This window comes from Sphingomonas sp. H160509 (assembly GCF_024124765.2).
In the GTDB taxonomy this organism is placed as follows: domain Bacteria; phylum Pseudomonadota; class Alphaproteobacteria; order Sphingomonadales; family Sphingomonadaceae; genus Sphingomonas.
The window spans coordinates 106,657-125,412 of sequence record NZ_JAMXSR020000002.1 but is presented as its reverse complement, the minus strand read 5'-3'; the positions used below and the strand labels follow the sequence as shown (position 1 = coordinate 125,412).

19 protein-coding genes and 2 pseudogenes are annotated in these 18,756 nt (G+C 59.8%); 10 read left to right on the top strand and 11 right to left on the bottom strand.

Annotation, left to right across the window (positions count from 1 at the left end; all coding sequences use genetic code 11):
• The first annotated feature begins 1,218 nt into the window (after positions 1–1,218).
• From NHF48_RS02225 to NHF48_RS02210, 4 genes and pseudogenes are all read left to right on the top strand, one after another.
• A protein-coding gene (locus NHF48_RS02225) for an IS5 family transposase (RefSeq protein ID WP_253070063.1) occupies positions 1,219–1,975 on the top strand; the annotation gives its coding sequence in 2 pieces (ribosomal slippage) (positions 1,219–1,544 and positions 1,543–1,975; 759 coding nt in all).
• A gap of 16 nt (positions 1,976–1,991) precedes the next feature.
• A pseudogene (locus NHF48_RS02220) lies at positions 1,992–2,099 on the top strand (30S ribosomal protein S21); the annotation flags it as partial.
• 827 nt (positions 2,100–2,926) lie between these two features.
• Positions 2,927–3,091 (top strand): annotated as a pseudogene (locus NHF48_RS02215) (IS3 family transposase); the annotation flags it as partial.
• Between the two features lie 336 nt (positions 3,092–3,427).
• The gene (locus NHF48_RS02210; protein WP_253070061.1) at positions 3,428–4,087 is read left to right on the top strand and encodes an SOS response-associated peptidase family protein; all 660 of its coding nucleotides are present in this window, start codon (positions 3,428–3,430) and stop codon (positions 4,085–4,087) included.
• Between the two features lie 19 nt (positions 4,088–4,106).
• Here NHF48_RS02210 and NHF48_RS02205 read toward each other — a convergent pair whose 3' ends face one another.
• A complete protein-coding gene (locus tag NHF48_RS02205; protein WP_263816638.1) occupies positions 4,107–4,481 on the bottom strand; it encodes a hypothetical protein in 375 nt (124 codons plus the stop codon).
• 117 nt (positions 4,482–4,598) lie between these two features.
• Here NHF48_RS02205 and NHF48_RS02200 point away from each other — a divergent pair, with 117 nt between their 5' ends.
• From NHF48_RS02200 to NHF48_RS02190, 3 genes are all read left to right on the top strand, one after another.
• A complete protein-coding gene (locus NHF48_RS02200) occupies positions 4,599–4,898 on the top strand; it encodes a hypothetical protein (protein WP_253070059.1) in 300 nt (99 codons plus the stop codon).
• Positions 4,899–5,310: 412 nt separating this feature from the next.
• Positions 5,311–5,709 (top strand): hypothetical protein, encoded by a 399-nt coding sequence (locus tag NHF48_RS02195; protein WP_253070058.1) that lies wholly within the window; start codon positions 5,311–5,313, stop codon positions 5,707–5,709.
• A gap of 91 nt (positions 5,710–5,800) precedes the next feature.
• Positions 5,801–6,121 carry a Rap1a/Tai family immunity protein gene (locus NHF48_RS02190; RefSeq protein ID WP_263816637.1) on the top strand — a complete coding sequence of 107 codons (321 nt, stop codon included), beginning with the start codon at positions 5,801–5,803 and terminating at the stop codon, positions 6,119–6,121.
• 1,211 nt (positions 6,122–7,332) lie between these two features.
• On the opposite strand, the gene tnpC is transcribed toward NHF48_RS02190, so the two are convergent.
• From tnpC to NHF48_RS02160, 6 genes are all read right to left on the bottom strand, one after another.
• On the bottom strand, positions 7,333–8,886 hold the full coding sequence (tnpC, locus tag NHF48_RS02185) for an IS66 family transposase (RefSeq protein ID WP_253070056.1): 1,554 nt from the start codon (positions 8,884–8,886) through the stop codon (positions 7,333–7,335).
• 61 nt (positions 8,887–8,947) lie between these two features.
• Positions 8,948–9,295: an IS66 family insertion sequence element accessory protein TnpB gene (tnpB, locus tag NHF48_RS02180; protein ID WP_253070055.1), complete on the bottom strand. Its 348-nt coding sequence runs from the start codon at positions 9,293–9,295 to the stop codon at positions 8,948–8,950.
• On the bottom strand, positions 9,292–9,690 hold the full coding sequence (tnpA, locus tag NHF48_RS02175; RefSeq protein WP_253070054.1) for an IS66-like element accessory protein TnpA: 399 nt from the start codon (positions 9,688–9,690) through the stop codon (positions 9,292–9,294). Before tnpA ends, tnpB begins: the two co-directional genes overlap by 4 nt.
• A gap of 463 nt (positions 9,691–10,153) precedes the next feature.
• Positions 10,154–10,339, bottom strand: coding sequence for a hypothetical protein (locus NHF48_RS02170; protein WP_253070053.1), 186 nt, complete (start codon positions 10,337–10,339; stop codon positions 10,154–10,156).
• 230 nt (positions 10,340–10,569) lie between these two features.
• On the bottom strand, positions 10,570–11,052 hold the full coding sequence (locus NHF48_RS02165) for a hypothetical protein (protein WP_253070052.1): 483 nt from the start codon (positions 11,050–11,052) through the stop codon (positions 10,570–10,572).
• Between the two features lie 150 nt (positions 11,053–11,202).
• A complete protein-coding gene (locus NHF48_RS02160) occupies positions 11,203–12,066 on the bottom strand; it encodes a hypothetical protein (RefSeq protein WP_253070051.1) in 864 nt (287 codons plus the stop codon).
• Between the two features lie 2,067 nt (positions 12,067–14,133).
• Between NHF48_RS02160 and NHF48_RS02155 the strand changes: the two genes are divergently transcribed.
• Together NHF48_RS02155 and NHF48_RS02150 are read left to right on the top strand one after the other, a co-directional pair.
• A complete protein-coding gene (locus NHF48_RS02155) occupies positions 14,134–14,478 on the top strand; it encodes a hypothetical protein (RefSeq protein ID WP_253070050.1) in 345 nt (114 codons plus the stop codon).
• A gap of 202 nt (positions 14,479–14,680) precedes the next feature.
• A complete protein-coding gene (locus NHF48_RS02150) occupies positions 14,681–14,830 on the top strand; it encodes a hypothetical protein (RefSeq protein ID WP_253070049.1) in 150 nt (49 codons plus the stop codon).
• A gap of 264 nt (positions 14,831–15,094) precedes the next feature.
• On the opposite strand, the gene NHF48_RS02145 is transcribed toward NHF48_RS02150, so the two are convergent.
• The 3 genes from NHF48_RS02145 to NHF48_RS02135 form a co-directional block, all read right to left on the bottom strand.
• The gene (locus NHF48_RS02145; protein WP_253070047.1) at positions 15,095–15,496 is read right to left on the bottom strand and encodes a DUF3617 domain-containing protein; all 402 of its coding nucleotides are present in this window, start codon (positions 15,494–15,496) and stop codon (positions 15,095–15,097) included.
• A gap of 222 nt (positions 15,497–15,718) precedes the next feature.
• Positions 15,719–16,288: a hypothetical protein gene (locus tag NHF48_RS02140; protein ID WP_253070046.1), complete on the bottom strand. Its 570-nt coding sequence runs from the start codon at positions 16,286–16,288 to the stop codon at positions 15,719–15,721.
• 468 nt (positions 16,289–16,756) lie between these two features.
• The gene (locus NHF48_RS02135) at positions 16,757–17,341 is read right to left on the bottom strand and encodes a DUF937 domain-containing protein (protein ID WP_263816634.1); all 585 of its coding nucleotides are present in this window, start codon (positions 17,339–17,341) and stop codon (positions 16,757–16,759) included.
• Positions 17,342–17,644: 303 nt separating this feature from the next.
• Here NHF48_RS02135 and NHF48_RS02130 point away from each other — a divergent pair, with 303 nt between their 5' ends.
• Positions 17,645–18,010: a DUF4440 domain-containing protein gene (locus NHF48_RS02130; RefSeq protein ID WP_253070044.1), complete on the top strand. Its 366-nt coding sequence runs from the start codon at positions 17,645–17,647 to the stop codon at positions 18,008–18,010.
• 99 nt (positions 18,011–18,109) lie between these two features.
• Here the strand turns inward: NHF48_RS02130 and NHF48_RS02125 are convergent, their stop codons facing one another.
• On the bottom strand, positions 18,110–18,646 hold the full coding sequence (locus NHF48_RS02125; protein ID WP_253070043.1) for a class I SAM-dependent methyltransferase: 537 nt from the start codon (positions 18,644–18,646) through the stop codon (positions 18,110–18,112).
• Between the last annotated feature and the right edge of the window lie 110 nt (positions 18,647–18,756).

The window sequence follows — 18,756 nt, the reverse complement described above, 5'->3', positions numbered from 1 at the left end:
GGCCGGCGAATGCGAGCGCGTTCTCTATGGTCATCGACATCGGAAGGGGTTCAGTCAAACACACCAAACCATCCTGAGCCTCGACGCCCGTCTGCATCGGCCCGGAGGCAATAGCTATACTTGCCAATTCTACTCGCCGTTGCGCATCGGGCATCAACATTCTCCAATACGACGACAACGCCCGCCGACCGTATTGGATCGTGGTCCTGCTTTGGCTCAATACGATTGGAATACCCTCTGCTACTCGGCTGCCGTGGGTCTGGCTTTTGGTCCCTGTCCTATCGCACGGTGCTGCTGCAACCGTGCCGAGCCCGATGCAGCAAGCAGATCGTCCGAGAGGTTAGCGGCGCATTCGACGCCCAGGGTAGTTGCAACGCCCGGCCCCTCGACAAGCACCTTCCCCTTAGATGCACAAACGGTAAGCGGATCAGTCAGCGGTTTCTCGGCCATCGGGGTCCTCCAATGGCCGAGAAACGATCAACGCGTCAGATCGTGCCCGGCTGCCGCGTTCTATCCTGATGATGAAGGGCCAGAGTACGGGGCATAATCCATATAGGCCGCGTGAAGTTCAATTGGCGCCAATGGAAACGGTTGGGCGATACGTAAGGGTAGCTGATCTAAATCAGCCGATTGACGCTTGCGTCACGTAGCTCGGTATGATCCAAACCGCTGCTGTCAGGCTGAGTCGCACTATGCGCGTCACCTGTAGGGGATTGGCCGCAATGAACCAGAACGAGAGCGAGAATTGTCCGCGCGTCATAGCCAAGCAGCTTGAGCACATGATTGAGTTCGCTGACAAAAAGCAAGACTATCTTCTGGCCGCTTGGCTCTTACAGGCGCTCGAGCACATTAAGGATAGCCATATAGTCCGGTAGGCATCTTGATTTACGCTACCGTTTCCCGCGATAACGCTGCCGATAGAACTGGGAGCGACGAATGAAGGGGAACGACCAGGCTGCCCAACTCGCTGCTTCGATCTTGCGGTTCCGCCGGTTCCGCGAGAAGATACTCTCGCCGGAGATCTTTGGTGAACCTGCTTGGGAATTGCTACTCGAGGTGTTCGTTGCGGACGCAAAGGGCGAAGCAATCACAGCACGAATGGTGGCTGAACGACGTGGCGGATCGCCCGCGGTGATATCGAGGTGGCTCAAGCATCTAGGGCAGGACCCATTGATCTGAGCGGCTTGATCTGATTCAGGCTCCGTGAGGAGACCGAGGATGAGCGACCTGTACTGGCTGACCGACGAGCAGATGGCGCGGCTCGAACCGTATTTTCCCAAGAGCCACGGCAAGCCACGGGTTGATGACCGGCGAGTGTTGAGCGGCATCGTTTTCGTCAACCGCAACGGGCTACGATGGTGCGATGCCCCTCGAGAGTATGGTCCACACAAGACGCTCTACAACCGTTGGAAGCGGTGGGGCGAAAGGGGTGTCTTCCTCCGCATAATGGAAGGACTGGCGGCCGCGAGCGCCACGCCGAAGACGATTATGATCGACGCGACCTATCTGAAGGCGCACCGCACGGCGTCCAGCCTGCGGGTAAAAAGGGGGCCTTGGGCGCCTCATCGGTCGCACCAAAGGCGGTATGAATACGAAGCTGCACGCCGTCACCGATGCAGAAGGCAGACCGCTCAGCTTCTTCATGACCGCGGGCCAGGTCAGCGACTACACCGGCGCTGCCGCGCTGCTTGATGATCTACCCAAGGCGCAGTGGATGCTGGGCGACCGCGGCTATGACGCAGACTGGTACAGGGACGCACTTCAGGCAAAGGGCATAACGCCCTGCATTCCGGGGCGAAAATCCCGGATCATCCCCGTCAAATATGACAAGCGCCGCTACCGAAGCCGGAGCCGTATCGAGATTATGTTCGGTCGTCTGAAGGACTGGCGCCGCGTCGCTACCCGCTACGATCGATGCCCGACCGTCTTCTTTTCCGCTATCGCGCTCGCCGCCACCGTCATCTTCTGGCTCTGATCAATGAGTCGTGACCCTACGCCGCCATTTCGAGAAACCGTCGGAGAAGCGTGCTCGCGAACACGCAGCGGCCGTCAGCCGAGCGCGTAAAGCCGATCGCAAGCGTGCCGAGAAGGATCAGTAAGCCTCAGGGTTTGTTTAGGTCGTCACCGTGTGGATGCGTGCTATTTACACAAACGAATACGAAAAGGCCGGGCGATCACTCGCCCGGCCTTTCATTTTAGCAAAAAGGGTAAGATTAGCGCGGCGGAGTGGTACCGGTCGCTCCCCCTGTCGGGGGCGCCCATCGTACCGCCGGTCGTGCCACCCATTGTGCCGCCAGGGTTCGTGCCACTCATTGAACCAGCGGTGCCGTCGGTCGTACCGCCCATCGTGTCCGGGCCAGTCGTGCTGCCGGTCGTGCCGGACATCGTGCCACCCGTCGTACCTGACGTTGTGCTACGCGTTTTGCCGCGAGCCTTAGTGCCATGCTGCGTGGGCGTCGTTGCGGTCGACCCTGATGTACTTGGCGTCGGATTAGTCTGATCCATAGAACCGGTCGACGCTCCCCCGTTCATGGTACCAGTGGCCGATCCACTCATACCGCCGCTTGTCGTGCCACCGGTGGTGCTACCGGTCGTCTGCGCCAGCGCTACACCCGGCATAATCAGGGCTGCAGCCGCTATTGATGTTAACAATCGCATTTTCTCTCACCTATATTCTTAAAGGAGAAAGCGATCGCGGTTAAGTATGTTCCCTACGACCTGAATATAAAGGGTCTCTCGTCCGACTCTATCCCGGGTGCCGAGTATCAGTCGACGACTTACGCAACCTGATCGACGGAGGTATTATTCTAAACAACAGCGTGTGGTGCGCCGGTCCTGATCGTAATAGTCTTCGCCTTCATCGCATCGGAATCTCGCGAACCGGGTCAATTACGAGCGACCGCGTCCAGCAAGAATCGGGCGGATGCGGCGCGGACCCTGGCGCAGCTTCTAAGCTGTCGAGTACGCCACGCTCGAATGGGTTGACTGGTTCAACCATCGTCGGCTGCTGGAGCCCATCGGCAACATCCCGCCCGCCGAAGCCGAAGATCAATATTATGCTGCCGCGGACAATATCGATATGGCAGCATGACTCACAGCTTAAGGCCTCCGGCAGACCCGGGGCGGTTCATTGAGATGCGACTGGTTTTTATTGTTGGGATGATGGAACTGAGCCCATCCGGTTCCTCGTAGCTCCTGATGGGTCCTTTTTCCCTGCTACGACTACGGTTGTCTGTTGCGCTCGAGTAGCCCGGCAATCATGGACCTTGATCATTCTCAGCGGTATCAGAACCATCATGAATAACCCGCGCGAATGGTTTCAGCCGAAGGTAGTAGGGATCGGTTGGTCCCCTCGAACCTGGGAGGGCTGGGCGATCACCGGCACCGTGCTCGTGATCGGCGCGCTTGTTGGTCGAGTGGGCCTTTAATGTGTAACCGAGCACGATTTGACGGCGAACCGGAAACCATAACCGAACGGTTTGGCGCGGACTGGCTTGCCGACAAGCCGATGGACAACAGGTTTGATCCGAAGGAGTTGCGTCCGTTCGGTCGAGCCTATGTCGTGCGGAACGAAAGTGACCACCGCGGGCTCGATGTGATGGAATGGGACGTTCTGGCGGGCCAAGCGAAGCAGGCTGGTCGCAAGGTTGCACAGACGAACGTGCGCACCCTACACCTACCCCAATGGCGGTCCCTCGTCAGCGATCCGGCCAACCGGTGCCTGATTCCGCTGACGGAGTTCTGCGAATGGGCGCGTGAGCCTACCGACCTCGGCGACGGCAAGAAGCCGATCAAGGGGGAGATGTGGTTCGGGGTGACCGACCAGCCAGTGTTCGCGATCGCCGGTTTCTGGCGACAGGTCGGTGAACAGCGCTACTTCGCGATGGTTACCTGCAATGCAAACGAACTGGTGGCACCGATCCACCCCAAGGCCATGATCACGATCCTGCGGCCGGACGATCACGATCGGTGGTTGACCGGTAGTTATGACGACGTTCTGTCGTTGCAGCGGCCATATCTGGCCGACCGGATGACGGTACGCGGACCAGTGTTCCCGACACGCACGATTGCGCCTAGGTTGATCTAGCGACGATCAGGGCACTGAACTACGTTTTAGCCAGACCAGGCTGGGCCGGGTCGACCTCTACATCCGTGTCGCTGGGTTCGAAACGGATCGTCCAACGGGGATACCCTTGCGGTGAGACTTCGATGTCAGGCAGGCCGATCGGATCGGTTCCAGTTTCTACCCACCCAGCACCATGGCACCAATCGCACGCCATACGCTTGCACCGGAAGCTTGCGAGATCGATCTCGGTATTCCACTGCCCGCGGCCCTTGCAGACCGGGCACATGGCATCCAGGCTGCCATTACGCGGCTGAAGGGGCACGACGTCGAACGCGTGGGGGCTATTGGGTCCATCGCAGATAAAGATGTTGCTCGCATGGCTCATCGCCGCTTCCTCGTTCTGAACCTTTGCCAACGCAAGCCCTGAGCGTTTGGTCCCTGACCTATTAGTCGCACGTTTCGACTAAAATCGATTGTCGTGCGCCGCCGGCGTGGGATGTAAGATGCGATCCACGATCGGAGAGGTGAGTATATGCGTTCCAATCTTCCTAAATTTACCACGGTCGCGCTGATTATGGTCGGCGCCACGGGCCTTGGCGGTTGCGCGACGAAGGGCTTCGTCCGGGAGCAGATCGCTACCGTGAACACCCGCATCGACGGCATGGACGGGCGTCTGCGCACCGTCGAGGGCACGTCCGGCCAGGCGTTGGCACAGGCTCAGGCTGCTGCCGGTCAAGCACAGCAGAACGGTCAGCGGATCGACCAGATCAACGGTCGCGTCGATGGCATGGAGCAGCAGATGCAACAGCGGCAGCGCAAGCCACGCGGCTAAGCCCAGCATCGCGCACTTCGGTTGCCTGAAGGGACAAATCTGCTGAACAGGACCGCCGCCGTAAACGGGTTGTGCCGTATCGCCTCGCGTACGGGCATAGCCGCGGCGATCATGATCGCAGTGCTTGCAGCGCAACCGGGTTTCGCAACGCTCCCCGCGTCGCACGCCCGCGACCGCAAGGTCCTAGCGAAACCACGCCCAAAGGCCGTTCCGACCGAGGACGTGACCGCATACCCGGAACCCATGCGATCGGAAGCGGCAAACCGTATGATCGCGTGGGTGACTGCTGCCCACGACAACGGGACGCTACCCTATGTCGTGATCGATAAGCCGACGGCGACGTTGTTCCTGTTCAGTGCCAAGGGCGAATATCAGGGGTATGCGCCTGTCCTGCTGGGCGTCAGCATAGGCGATGATCTCGTCTCCCGGAGTGGGCGCGAAGAACCTTGCAGAGATCGGCCCGGCCGAACGGACAACGCCCGCGGGCAGGTTCGTCGCGAAATTCGGCAAGGCGCTGGGGCGCCAGCGAGTGCTCTGGGTGGATTACACGAATTCGGTGGCACTGCATGCGGTGATCACCACACACAAGTCGGAGCATCGTGTTGAACGGCTGCTGTCTCCGACGCCTGACGACAACCGGATCAGCTTCGGCTGCATCAATGTGGGGACCGGTTTCTACACGAAGAAGCTCCGCCCACTGCTTCAGCGCAAAGGCGGCGTGGTCTATATCCTGCCCGATACCAAGTCGCTCGACGAGGTGTTCCCACGCGTGCGCCTGCTGCCGTATCTGACCAGCCTGGCGAGCGAGTAAGTGTATCCCGGCATGGCTGTAGTGCTTTGCCGATACGCAGGAACAGTGGCGGATCGCGGTCCGGACGACGTTGAAAGGGACGAAGACGATGATGTTGACGCTTGCCCTCCTTGCTTCCGCGGTAGATCGACCGGTCGTCGTAAGCGCGCTCACCACCAATCAGCTCGTCGAACAGTGTCGCGGAAAGGACAACGACCCCGCGCCAACATTCTGCACAGGCTACATCCTGGCGGCGTTCGACGCGCTGTCGCTGGCCCGCCAGATTTGCCCGTCGCCGACGCGCTCTTCCAACATCGAAGTCATGGCGACCGTGCGTAAACATCTGCGGACCCGGGGCAAGAAGGCGACGAGGGCACCGTCGTTCGTGGTACGCGACGCACTACAGCGCGCGTTTCCGTGCAAGCGGCAGTAGCACGAGCTTCGATCTCCGAGTAACTCTAGCGAGCGGGTAGCGTCAGGCCGTTCGAACCGCTCCCCCTGCCTTCCAAGCGAGCATTGCCGGTCTGGCAACGGGCAGTACGCGTGAGTTCCCATGGGAAAAGTCGGAAAATCGAAAGCGCTAGCCAACGTGGCACAGGGCAATAAGGAGGGTAGCCAGCTGGAGGCAGCGGACCGATCGGTGCCGTGAGCCCGCATGCGACCGTTCTGCACCACAGGAACGGAAACAAATTCGACGTCCAAAATAGCTACACAGGGAGACGGCAGCGGTCTGGTAGCGTCCAAGGCGTTCGAAGAGCAAAGCAGTCCTGACCGCGTTCAAAACTTGAAGGCAGGAAAGGGGATACGCAGGTCGGCACAAAATTGTACGATCTAGCCAGTTCTCTAGGTGCGATGATTTCGTGATCAACGAAACGTTCGAACTGAAATTATGATGTTGACTGGGGGCGGCGTCTTGCCTTCAAGATTTCCCGGTCCGAACGATTTTCCCTACGCTAAACCCGCTTAACCAAGCAAACCGCTCGTCCATGGCTTCGTGCACAGCAAACGGGCACGTATTCGGCAAGCCCTTTGCCAGACCGCTTCTCAAGCCCGCGTCGTAGGCGGCGCGCAATGGATCGGTGGTCATATAGACTTAACGCCGGACTCAGCAAAACGGCGCCAGAAAGGTAACATTTGTTTATCGCAAGGAAACGGTCTTCATCGCTCGCTACTCGTGGTAATGCCACGTATGGCGATCATAAAACGAGCATTCGAGATCGCGCGGGGCGGTAAAGCGCGCACTATCACTGACATTCGCTTGCAGTTGTCGCGCGAGGGTTTCGACCATGTCAGGTCGCATCTGAGCAGTATGGCGCTGCAAAGGCAGTTGCGAGCGTTGCTCAAGGCTCCTGCCGAAAGGCGTTTGGAATCAGACTAGCGCTACACTTGGGCCTGCAAATGCCGGGCCAATGCGAGACATTGAGTATTTGGGTTTAGTGTCGAAAGTGCGACCCCGGTAGATTTACCAACTTCTTGAAACGGCACCAAAGCTTAATTGGTCACGGGCTTGATACGCGTCGATCGGGGCCCATTCAAAACTCATACTTTCCGAACGAGTAAAGGGAGTTGCCTTTCGTGACCGGGGTCCCGCTTTCGAGGACTCTCCACATCGCGCTAGCGTAAGCGTGGCCGGCAGACCGCAGATTACGCGGCTTGCGCCACTGGCTCTGCGGTTTGCGCGGACCAGTTCCAGGGCATGAGTTCGTCCCATCGCGCGGCCGGCCAATCCGCTGCGATCTTCCCAGTGACGTCGGCGATGTAGGCCTGCGGGTCGACGCCGTTGGCCTTGCAGGTCTGGATGACGGTGTAGATCGCCGCGGCGCGCTCGCCGCCCGTTTTCGAACCAGCGAACAGCCAGTTTCGCCGTCCGACGGCAACGCCGCGCAACGCGCGTTCGGCGATGTTGTTGTCGATCTCCAGGCGCCCGTCATCGAGGAAGCGACACAGTGCGAGCCATCGCTTCGTGCCATAGGCGATAGCCTTGGCCATGTCGGACTTTGGCGACAGGCGGCGCAGTGCTGCGTCCAGTGCCTCGCGCAGCGCATCGACTAGCGGCTTCGTCCGGTTCTGCCGCGCCGCCAGCCGCACGTCAGGCGGCCTGCCGCGGACCTCGGCCTCTATGCTGTACAAGGCACCGATGCGTTCAAGAATCTCGGTGGTCAGCGGCGTGGCAACCCGCTCGTGCAGGTCGAACACCTTGCGCCTGAAATGGGCCCAGCACGCGACTTCTGTGACGCCGCTTCGATAGAGCCCGTCGTAACCGGCATAGGCGTCGGCCTGGAGGAAGCCTCGAAATCCGGCGAGATGGGCTTGCGGATGTGCACCGGTACGGTCGGTCGTGAAGCGATACCATGTCGCTGGCGGAGCCGTGTTACCGGAGGCGCGGTCATCGACTGCATAGACCCATAGTCGCCCGGTCGCGGTGCGTCCGCGGCCTGGGTCGAGCACCGGGACTGGCGTGTCGTCCGCGTGGATCTTGTCGCCTTTCAGCACTTCCTCGCGGATGCGACTGACGATGGGGTCAAGCAGCGCGGCTGCATGACCGACCCAGCCCGCCAGCGTCGAGCGGTCGATGTCCAAGCCTTGGGCCGCCATCATCTCGGACTGCCGATAAAGCGGCAGGTGATGTTCGAACTTCGAGACGACGACATGGGCCAGCGTTGCGAATGTCGCCTTTCCGCGTGCGACTGCCTTCACCGGGGCAGCCGCCTGGACGATCTTCTCACACGTCCGGCAGCTGTATTTCGGTCGGACGTTCCGCACCACGCGCCAGTGCACCGGCAGGACGTCGAGCATCTCATGGGCGTCCTGCCCGAGACGGCGTAGCGTACCGCCGCAGTCCGGGCATGTGCAGGCGCCGGAGGCGGGTTCGTGGACGACCTCCTCGCGTGGCAGGTGGTCGGGCAACGCACGGACTGATGCCGGTCGCCCGGGCGTGTCTGACAAGGCTGCGCCGGTCTCCGGGACTGCGCTCTCGGTTTCCAGTTCCTCGAGCGCAAGTTCGAGCTGAGCAATCTCGCGCGTCAGCTTCTCGGAGGATGCGCCGAACTGCATCCGCCGCAGCCGGGCGATCTGACCACGCAGTGTCTCGATGAGCAGGTCGCGAGCGGCAAGTGCTGCATTGGCCCGGGCGAGCGACGCCTCCAGCACGGCAATCCGGGCCTCGGCATCAGATGGGGCAAGAGGGGCTTGCGACACCTCATTTTCATAGCAGTTCGCCCACTCTCACACGAGCAAAAATGGCAGAAAAGCTATGTTTTTAGCCTGCCAATGTTGGTGACCAAGTCCGCTCGGGGCGGCGCCAGTCGATGCCCTCCAGAAGCATCGAGACCTGCGCCGATGTCAGCGCCACTGTGCCGGTCGCGGTCACCGGCCAGACAAAACGGCCCCGGTCCATCCGCTTCGAAAACAGGCAAAGTCCCTGACCGTCGAACCATAGCAACTTGATCAGGTCGCCGCGCCTGCCGCGGAACGCGAACAGCGCACCGGAATGTGGTTTCTCCCGGAGCACCTGCTGCACCAATACCGCCAGGCCATCGAAGCCCTTGCGCATGTCGGTGACGCCGCACGCCAGGAATATCCGCGTCGATGTCGGCTGCGGGATCATCGCGCCAGCACGCTGATCACGCGCGACAGCGCCTCGGCGTCGACCGTGCCGTCGACGGTCAGTCGGACACCCGAAGGCAGCTCGATGCCGATCTGCCCCGTGGTCCGGGCGTCCGCTGCCACCTCGACGGGCGGCGCCGACAGCATCACGGGCGGCTCGCTGATCCGGACTTCAGCAAATGCGGTCTGGGGCCGGGCCGGCACTCCACTCAGTGCACCCGACATAGCTTGACGCCGCCACGTGTAGATCGCGCCGCTGCCGACCTCGTGACGCTCGACCGCCGCCCGGACCGACCCATCCGGCCCAAACGCATCGCGTAGGATCGCCAGCTTCTGCTCGACCGTCCAGCGGCGTCGACCCGACACCCGACCGACAATCTCGATACGACCACTCATACGACCGGTCGTATGACTACTCGCTACATCTGCGGCTGGTTCGATAGTCTCGTCTGACATCACGGCCCCGTTCAAAGAGCCGCCATCAACCCGTCGAACGCTCCGCCTACAAGGCGACCTTCAGACCACGCTTACGCGCTAGCTTCGGAGCCCGCCAAATCAAATAAGCGCCCCGCGTGTCCGTGTGACTGAAACAAGCGAGGCGCTGAGGATACTCGACACTGGAAGCGGAGGCTTCATCACTTTGTCTAAAACAAACATCCTAATTTTCGGTGAAGCACCCCGCCCGCTCCGTGTGACACCATCGATGCCGCGGGCGGGATGCCGAGCTCGACCGTCTTGGATTGGCCAGCTCTGCGCATCCCCTCACAGAAGATCGGGCATCGGGCAAGGATCAAGCGCAACGTCAGTCCCAGAGTGAAGCAACTATAACCTACTCAAAAGTCATCATAGGGCGCCCGTGCTATGCCTCCTCAAGCGCTTTCATTACCGACGCCAAGCCTCCCCTGACAACGACGTAGCTGCCCTTCTCGAAGTTTACGGCGCTAGCATCATTCCCGCCCCTGAACCGGCGGACGAAGTTTACGCGATCGGCATTGACGACGATCGGTTCTCCCTCTGGACTTTGAAACTCCACATAGCCGTTCATTCGTTTTCCTCAAAAATCTCGCTTGGCTGAACAGCCTCGTGTCAAGGTGGCGGGGGTGGGCTAGTATCACACTAACCACGAGTGAAAGCCGACTTTCCTAAACTCTGCCTTAGATCGGCCCCCCGCAAGCCGTTTCCCGGAATAGGTCACACGAAAAGGGCGCCTAAGTTTCCTCAGGCGCCCTTCCAGATCGAGCTGTGCTTGGGAGCGGCTCGTCCTGTCTCGTGAAACTAGATGCCGTTCGACAGGTTCGTGTCGGGATCGTTCGTCCGCATATCGTCCGCTTGATTCTGGCCGGTCGCGCGGACGGCATCAGCCTTGTTCTCAAGGCTTGCTTCGGCGGCGTCGTTGCTGACGTTGTCTGCAGCATCTTCCAGGTTGTCTGCGACGGCTTCCGTGTTGGACTCGATGTTGTCGGCTGCCTGTTCACGTGGGCTGGAGTTGCACGCCGACAGGGAGACTAGCCCTGCCGCCATCGCGATAACGAATGCCTTCTTCATTTCTCGATCCCCGTAGTTCAATTTATCTAGACAGGTCGTAATCGCTCGCCGGCCAGATCGTTCCACAGCGCAATCACGCCGCGGCGGCGGGGTCCGGTGAGCTTGCGGCAGCAACGTGGCTACTTCGGCTTCGTCAATCGTCCGATTTTCGCACGTGTTGCGGTGAACGCCCAGTGTGGACATCTCGCCGTCTTTACGGATTACGTAGCGCATGGCCATAACTCCCAGCGATTTAGGTCCTTAGCTCGGCGGCCCCCCAGTCACTATGCACTAGTCGTGATCGGTAGCGACAGCCGCCGAGGATCGATCCTCTTGGGCCTGCCCCGCTGATCAATCGGACGTGAACGCCCCCGGATCAAGTCCTCATTTCGAGAATGCTTTAGGACTGATCGTCAGTTGATTGCCGGTCTTTGTGCCCGTGCGCTGTCCAGACCCGATCAAACTCCATACTTGCTTGGGCGAGGGTAATGCGGTGAAGGACTGGAAAGATGATACCGTCCCTTCGACGTCCTCCAGAGAGACCGAATATATTCCCGTTTTGTTGATCTGTCCCATGATTGACGGATACACGCTGACGACACGACCTGCGTCATACAACGCGAGCACGTAGCCCGTTGAAGCGCCGTCCGATCGGTACATTCCGTATTCCGTCCGCGCATCCCCGTCGCGGCACCAATTTGCCCGCTCCGAGGGCTGGGACTTAGCCTCCGCCTTCTTCTTGGCCGCTAGACTGCTGCCCATCAGGGACATCAGCAGATCAGCCCCGTCCGGCTTGGCAAGCTTCGCTTTACCGAACGTCAGAGGTGAGGTGCATACTTTCACCGGCGCGGCGGCGACCGCTTCGATGCCAACGACTTTCGGCCAACGAATGGCGGCGAGCACTTCCTGAAGACGTGCGTCGAGTTGCTCCGATGTAAGTGCCTTCGCGCTCATACGAACGCTGACGATCCAATCACCCACCGGCACAACCGAGAGCGCGGTGCTCCGGTATTGCCCCGCAGGCGTCGCATAGACCTGGCGCATCGACGACGCAGTTTTGGCGCCACCGACGGCGAAGGTGATCGGATCGGCGGTCGCGGGCGACGCGTTCTTGAAGAGGTCCCGCGTTTCGAGCGCCGTCTGTGATCGGTCGAACCAGAGGCTGACGTCGGCTATTGCAGGGTGAAACAGGTAGATCGTCGCAAAAAACGTTCTTGTCCGGCGTATCATATTGAGCAGCGACGTCATGTTCAGTCTGCGTCGTATCAGTAAGCGCGGTACGTGACATCCCGGCCAGTTGCGGCATCAGGATTAACCCCGTCTCAGCATGCTTCCAGCCCTTGTCCATCGGGACCGTTAAGTCCCGCGCTGTTACCGGCGCTGCAAGTGCCAACGCGACAGCCACCGCCATCAACCATTTCATACGCAACCTCCCCTGTAGTTCGCGATAATGATCGACGCCGCCGGGGAGGACAAGTTTCACCTGAGGCTAGGCCAGGGTCAACATCGATCGGCCTGTAGAGGGCACCCTAGCCGTGTTCGGCAACCTCCCGCCGTGCGTCCGCCCTAAACCGCTCCTGCGGCACCTTAAGGGCCCCGAGAGCTTAGCCGGGAGCCTGCTCGATTAGGTCTGCGATACGTTCGGCGGCAATTACATTCGTTATTTCCCAAACGCCATTGCGTGGGGCGACAACCCGCATTTCGCGAACTCCGCTTGGATTGGCGCCAGAAGGCTCTCGGGCCCTTCCTCCATGCAATGGAAGTAACCCGTCTGCATCTACGCAGGCCGAAGTTCGGGTAAGATTTTCGCGATCAGATGATGCATGTGAGATAGCGGCTCAGCGCCATCGCGCATCGGCGCAGGTGCATGCCTCATTAAAAACGTTAAATGAGGCCTGACCTTTACGCGAAACCACGCGACATCGGGCTGAGAACTGCCCTCTGGGGCGCCGATGCCGCCTGCGGCCTCCTGAAACACGATATTGGCGGACTTATGACAATGACCTTGCGATTTCCCTGCCAGATCTCAAGTCCGTAACGATTGATGTGATCGGCAGCCTCAGCAATCGATTGTTCGTCGTGCAAAGCGGAAAGGTCCGCACCACTTACAATTTCACCACAACTGCCTAGCTCATAAATTCTATAACGCATACTGTGTCCCCCGCCCCTGTCCTGACGGGAAAGGGTGAACGACGTGTTAACGCCGCCTGCGAGCTGGCGAACGGCCAACGGAACGTAGAAGATCCAATTCCCGTTCAACGAGCCTTTGCTTCTGCTGCGCGTCTCTTAGATCGGCCGCATATGCGCCGAGTAGTTGGCGAGAAAGCTCATCGTTCAATCCTGCGACGATACGCCGTACCCGATCACATTCCATTTCGAGATTTGCATCAGTCGGCACGTCCGTCTCCATTGCGTCGCGGGGAAACGACGAACCTGACAACCACCGGAAAATGGTTAATGAAAAGTTAAGTATTTTTTTGACGCATCGACAGGGCGAATCATCGGCGCGACGAACCGATTAATATGCGTTCCTAACGCGATTCAGTGTTGTTCACGGCGATGGCCTTACACAGCGAATTTACAACGCCGGGTTAAAGCTACAGCTGCCAGGGGCTTAACGATTGGTTGTCAGCTGAGAAAGTGAATCAGCGCCGAAAGCAGGGCCCCTTCTCGACAAGCCGAGAGCACCAAGGCCTCCCCTGCCCGTACAACGATAGCCTTTCGACGTTCTCGCGCTCCTGCATTACGCCAAGGGCCAGAATAGCTTCGCCGCCTGTCAAGCCGGTGGGCGAAATCCGCATGGTTTGGGTACAACGTCCGGCTATACGCGGCGGCATTAGGCCTTGGCCTCAATCCAGAAGAAGCGATGTCGACCGGCATCAGAGTTTGACCCGGCAGGTCTTACTTAAACCCTTGAGCTTACTTCTCATTATCAGGTTCACGGCCTCCAGTTAGCGTCCATTGAGATTCCATCATAAACCCGTCTTCCCAGGACATCCGAGGTAATTGGGTCCATCAGACGCGGGGCCCCGCCTTCGGCGCCGATCCACACCCCACAGCGCCCAAAACAGTGCCTAAAACGGGGTACCCAGCGAACAGCCTTCCAGGTTGAGCCGCCACGGTTCGATTGCGGGAACGTCATAAAATAGCGGTGCCGCCTGCTGCCGTAGCTCCGATTGTTCCTCTCGATCAGCAGCGGTTTGTCTGTTATTGTCTGGCAACGGCGAATATCGAGACCGACATCGTTTTCATCAGCGGTCGAACTGTATCGCGGTTCAGTATGGCGTTCCTCTTCTTTCGATTTGGAGCCTTCTCATGAAAATCCGTCTCGCCGCCGCCGCGTTGAGCGCTGTCGCACTTCCGACTTTCGCGATTCAATTTGCCGCGGCCCAACAAGCGGCGCCTTCGATGACCGCCGGGGCAACCTTGGCAGAGAAGCACGTTCAAACTCTGTTGAAGAGCGCCGCGCCGGGCGCCAAAATGGACTACAGCATACTCACGACGGAAGTCGGAAAGGCCGTGCGCGACCATCCGGAGGGCGGCGATATGATAATCAAGCTGGGCACCCCGCAGTCCGTCACCTATCTCGGCGATCCCCCGGCGGCTATCTATTCCGCATCACCTTTGCCACCTCGAAAATTGATTTCTTCCTGGCTTTGAACGCGGCGGGAAAAATTAGCGCGATGTACTATCACCCCGCTATTAGCATGCCGTCCTAGCCAGAAAGATTCGTGGGTCAGGTCGTTCTTGTCGATATGATCTGCAGCCGTAACGTTATATGCTTAGATATCGCCGCGACTCGCCAACGGCATGGCGGCGACTGAGAGACGCTGGAGCGCTCCCGCTTAGTGGGAGCCACGCTATGGACAAACCGGATAGCCTCGACGACCTTGTTCGGAATGAGATGAAAGCGCGGGAGCAAGCAGCAACCTGCGACGACATTTCCGCTCGCATCGCGCACCTAGGTCGTGCCGCGTTGTATGCCGAGATGATCAAGGCCATGAAGCTGTGATCGAAGGCGAAACTACCGCACAGCACCTAGAACGGTTGATCGCCATAATCGGCGAAGCTTTGGCCGTTGCCGACGACGGAGATCAAACCCTGCTGGGAGCTCATCTTTACGGGTGTCTCGTTAGGGCAACCGCGTTGCGCGCTATCCCAGACGGTCTTTCTATGTTCGACTGAGGGCAACTGGTCCTTGAGTGCCGTGCTTTGACGACGCAGCGCGCGTGGCACCTTCGCCTCGACCATTTGCGGTGTTCCCGAGCACGAGCGCCTAGTCACCGATGCGGGCGGCGCGTTGCTTCAAAACGATCTTCATCGCCCCTTTCGGCGTAACGCCCGTTACAATCGCGTCGCCCATGAAGCCAGAGCGATCGTAGGTTCCCGTTCGCACAATATGCAGCGGCTCGCCGCGTTTTTGCGGACAGCTCAACGTCTGGGCATAGCGACCATCCGCTACATTCTGGCTCTCAACACGACACTGCGCTTTCTGATCGGGTAGTAACAGCTGCTCGATACCCTGCCCCTTCGCCACGCGTTTGTGCTCTGCCTTGGACTTGCCGCGCATCATCCGGACGAGGAAGCCGGGCACACCGGGAACCGAGAGTTCAACGACGGTCGACGTGACATCCCAACGACCTGGAACGACAACTTGCGCACTCGCCGCGGCGACCATGGACGCAAGGACAAGGGTCAGAGAATGGTATATGGGCATTTAGCCGTTTAACTCGACAAATGTAGCGCGACCAGAGGGTAGTCGGTCGTTGCCCGTATAGCCACTGGCCACTCGATCGAGCGGCCCCTCATTGCCGCAACCGCTCCCGGATGAGAATTGCCATACATGTCTCGACGTTGCACATTAGAGGCGGTTCAGAGACGAAACGGACTTATGCGAAGACTATGCAACAGCCACGGGATCGTTCGACGACAGAGCGGCCTGGCGAAAAGAGACTAGGACGCGATGAGCAACGCTTACGAGAAACAGAAACGGCTGCATCACGACGTCACGAACGTCGGCTTGCGTGCCCAAGCGACTGCGGTTGGCTTGATACAGCTCTGTATTGAACTGCGGGGCGCAAACGTCCTCAGCGACGACGCGCTCACACGGATCAAGGGGGGCAATCGGCGATGAGCTTTCGATCGGGCCATACCGACGGAACGCATCGCGGGATGAACGGAGCGAAATCAACAACAGGCTGAACCGACTGTTCGCGGGCGAGCAGAAACTTGGCACGGCGGACGCCCTGTCGTTTGCCAACGAAGAAGAAGAATAGCAGGGGGTGATCTCGGCCCTGAACCGAGTTTTGACCGGTGCCGAGCCATTTCCGTCCAGTCCGCCGTCGCGACTGTTCGCCGCCCTCTTCAGCGCCGACGCACGGATAAGGTAGGGATAAACACCTGACTGTCGACCGGCGTCGGAAGTTGGACCCCAGCAGGTCTTACCTAAGCCATTCAATTTGCCTTTCATTTCTCAGCCTCAAGGTTTCCAATCGGCGTCCATCGGGACCCCATCATTATCCCATCTTTCGAGGACATCCTAAGTAGTTGGGTCGGTCAGAGGCGGGGGCCCGCCTTTGGCGCCGATCCACAGACAGGGATGCAGAAGCTTGCCGATAACGGCGGTATCGTTCCAGACAACCTGCGCAACTAACGCGCCCGATCCGGAGGGGACCGCACCCTATGCGGCCCCCTCCTGCCTTAGACTGCTGGCTTAATCGTCTTTCGATCTAGCGAGCTGGACTAGCGTTCGGAGGCGTCCCAGCGACGGTCCCCTGCGCTGCCTGAGCTGGCAGCGTCTGACTACCACGCGGCGGTCCATTCGGCTCTTTGTGAAAGCCACGCACCGCGAGCCCGCAGATCGTGACGACGAGTGCCACGATCATCACGAAGATAACAATTGCCACAGGACCGGCTCGCTTGTTTCCTCGTCTCCGCATCACATGCGCTCCCTGGTCATACCGTCGAAGGTATCGCCGTGCCATAGCCACGTGGCGACGAGATGTTCGTGGACCTCAAGTCCACCCGTTTGATCGAGCAGGACCGTCTTATGTCCGGACGGCTCTATCGCCGCTCGCCGAAGACCGAACCGAGAATGCCCCCCGAGTCCGCCGCCAAGACCGCCCCCGGGCGCAGCGCCTGCGACTCCAGCGCCACTTAGACTGCCAAGTACAGATCCAAGGATCCCGCCAAGGCCGCCTTGCTGCCCGCCCGAGCGCTCTGTCAGATGGCCCGCCACCAGCATGACAAGGATCGGCAGCATCTGCTTCAGAAGCTCGGGCGCCAGGCCGCTGCTTTGCGCCGCGCTGTTGGCGACCTCACGACTGCCGTCCTTCGACCCGAAGATACCGCCGAGGATCTGATTACCGCGATCGATCTGCGTCGGCTCGTTGCCCAACACGTTCGAAGCAAGGTCTGCGCCGCCAAGCGTGTTCACATGGGCGTCTAACTGCGTCGTGTTATTCCCCCATGCCGCCCAGAACCGACGGCAGCAGCGCCTCTGCGCCGCGCTGAGCTTGCTCACGCGGTATGCCTAGTTGGGCGGCGAGTGCATCGATGCCACCATCTGGGAGGAGGTCATTGAGATTCATGGCAGCTTCCTTGTTGTGACGGGTACCAACAGATGCTGCGACCTATAGGTCCGGTCCCCTTCGATCGCGCTTGGACCATGGATCGGTAGGCATGCGCTGTCTGCGCAACTAGTCGGGGAGTTCGGGCGTACGGGCGCCAAAACGTTTTATCCGTCGGTAGATATTGACGCGATGGTGCCGAGACACTGGAACCCTCCCCCCATCCTCTCGCGCTTGAGCCATGAAGGAGATACGGCATGGACGACCAGCGCGTGTGGGAATTCGAAGGGAGCCTATGGGATGCCAGCGATGAGCATTACCAGAACCGGATCGACGAGGAGATCGTCATGGTGTTGCCCCGTCCGCCTTATGTCTTCCAGGGGCAGGAAGCGAAGGATGCGGTCAAGGTCACGCCCGATTGGGATACGGTCGAGCTATCGGATCGACGAGTGTCACGACCTCAAGAGGGCCTGATCGTCGTTGCGTACACCGCGCGCTGCGCAAGCGGCGACCAGAAGTACGAGGCACATTGCACCTCGACTTTGCGGATGCGGGGACACGACGATTGGCTGGTCGTCCAACATCAGCAGACGCCACCCTTAACCGCCAGCGTCGAGGCCTGACCGCGGGCTTGCCGTTGCGCCCGATACATACCTGTAACAGGCGCGACAGTACTAAACCGGGAAGGCAGCGCCCCCATTGCTGGTATAATCCCAACAGCCTCAACTGCGACCGGTTATCGCGACCAATGGATCGCCCAGGCGACCGTCGGCGAGTAAGGATGCCGTGACTCCGCGAAAACCCTCCGTCTTGAGATAGAGGCGTACAAGCGAGGTGTGGCCCTGCGTATCAAGAGCACGCCAGACCGCCACGGCCTTGGTCGGGAAGCACCGGTTCGAGAAGCTTATGATGACGCGGCCTCCCGGCTTCATCACACGACGAACCTCGCGCAGTACCGCCAGGGGGTGTTGCAGATATTGAACGCCGACACAGATCAGTACGGCATCGTAGCGCGCGTCCTCTTCGGACAGGTCAGGCACATCGTTCAGGTTCTGGACGAACCAGCGATCGAGGCGCGGGTTGGCCGCGAGTTCCTCTGCGTTCATGCCGTGGCCGACGACCTCGCCATAGGCGACGTCGTCCGGAAGGTGGCTCACCCAACTCGACATGAGGTCGAGCACCCGCCCGCCAGCGGGGATTGCATCGCGGTACAGGCTGGTCAGTGCGCCGACAGCTGCCTCGTCAATGTGCGTGAGCAAACGCGGGGCGCGTAGAAGCCAAGGTCGTCGCCATCATCCTGTCGGTCGAAGGCCTGCGCCGGCAGTCCCAACTCGATCGCTTCGGTCACGCGGTGAACCCCCTGCCGAGT

Coding starts and splice junctions, on each gene's coding strand:
- NHF48_RS02200 (WP_253070059.1), top strand. CDS start 4,599: ATGCGTTCCAATCTTCCTAAATTTACCACGGTCGCGCTGATTATGGTC.
- NHF48_RS02195 (WP_253070058.1), top strand. CDS start 5,311: ATGATCTCGTCTCCCGGAGTGGGCGCGAAGAACCTTGCAGAGATCGGC.
- NHF48_RS02160 (WP_253070051.1), bottom strand. CDS start 12,066: ATGACGTCGCTGCTCAATATGATACGCCGGACAAGAACGTTTTTTGCG.
- NHF48_RS02165 (WP_253070052.1), bottom strand. CDS start 11,052: ATGCGCTACGTAATCCGTAAAGACGGCGAGATGTCCACACTGGGCGTT.
- NHF48_RS02130 (WP_253070044.1), top strand. CDS start 17,645: ATGGACGACCAGCGCGTGTGGGAATTCGAAGGGAGCCTATGGGATGCC.
- NHF48_RS02140 (WP_253070046.1), bottom strand. CDS start 16,288: ATGAAAGGCAAATTGAATGGCTTAGGTAAGACCTGCTGGGGTCCAACT.
- NHF48_RS02150 (WP_253070049.1), top strand. CDS start 14,681: ATGGACAAACCGGATAGCCTCGACGACCTTGTTCGGAATGAGATGAAA.
- NHF48_RS02155 (WP_253070050.1), top strand. CDS start 14,134: ATGAAAATCCGTCTCGCCGCCGCCGCGTTGAGCGCTGTCGCACTTCCG.
- NHF48_RS02210 (WP_253070061.1), top strand. CDS start 3,428: ATGTGTAACCGAGCACGATTTGACGGCGAACCGGAAACCATAACCGAA.
- NHF48_RS02145 (WP_253070047.1), bottom strand. CDS start 15,496: ATGGTCGCCGCGGCGAGTGCGCAAGTTGTCGTTCCAGGTCGTTGGGAT.
- tnpB (WP_253070055.1), bottom strand. CDS start 9,295: ATGATCCCGCAGCCGACATCGACGCGGATATTCCTGGCGTGCGGCGTC.
- tnpA (WP_253070054.1), bottom strand. CDS start 9,690: ATGAGTGGTCGTATCGAGATTGTCGGTCGGGTGTCGGGTCGACGCCGC.
- NHF48_RS02170 (WP_253070053.1), bottom strand. CDS start 10,339: ATGAACGGCTATGTGGAGTTTCAAAGTCCAGAGGGAGAACCGATCGTC.
- NHF48_RS02190 (WP_263816637.1), top strand. CDS start 5,801: ATGTTGACGCTTGCCCTCCTTGCTTCCGCGGTAGATCGACCGGTCGTC.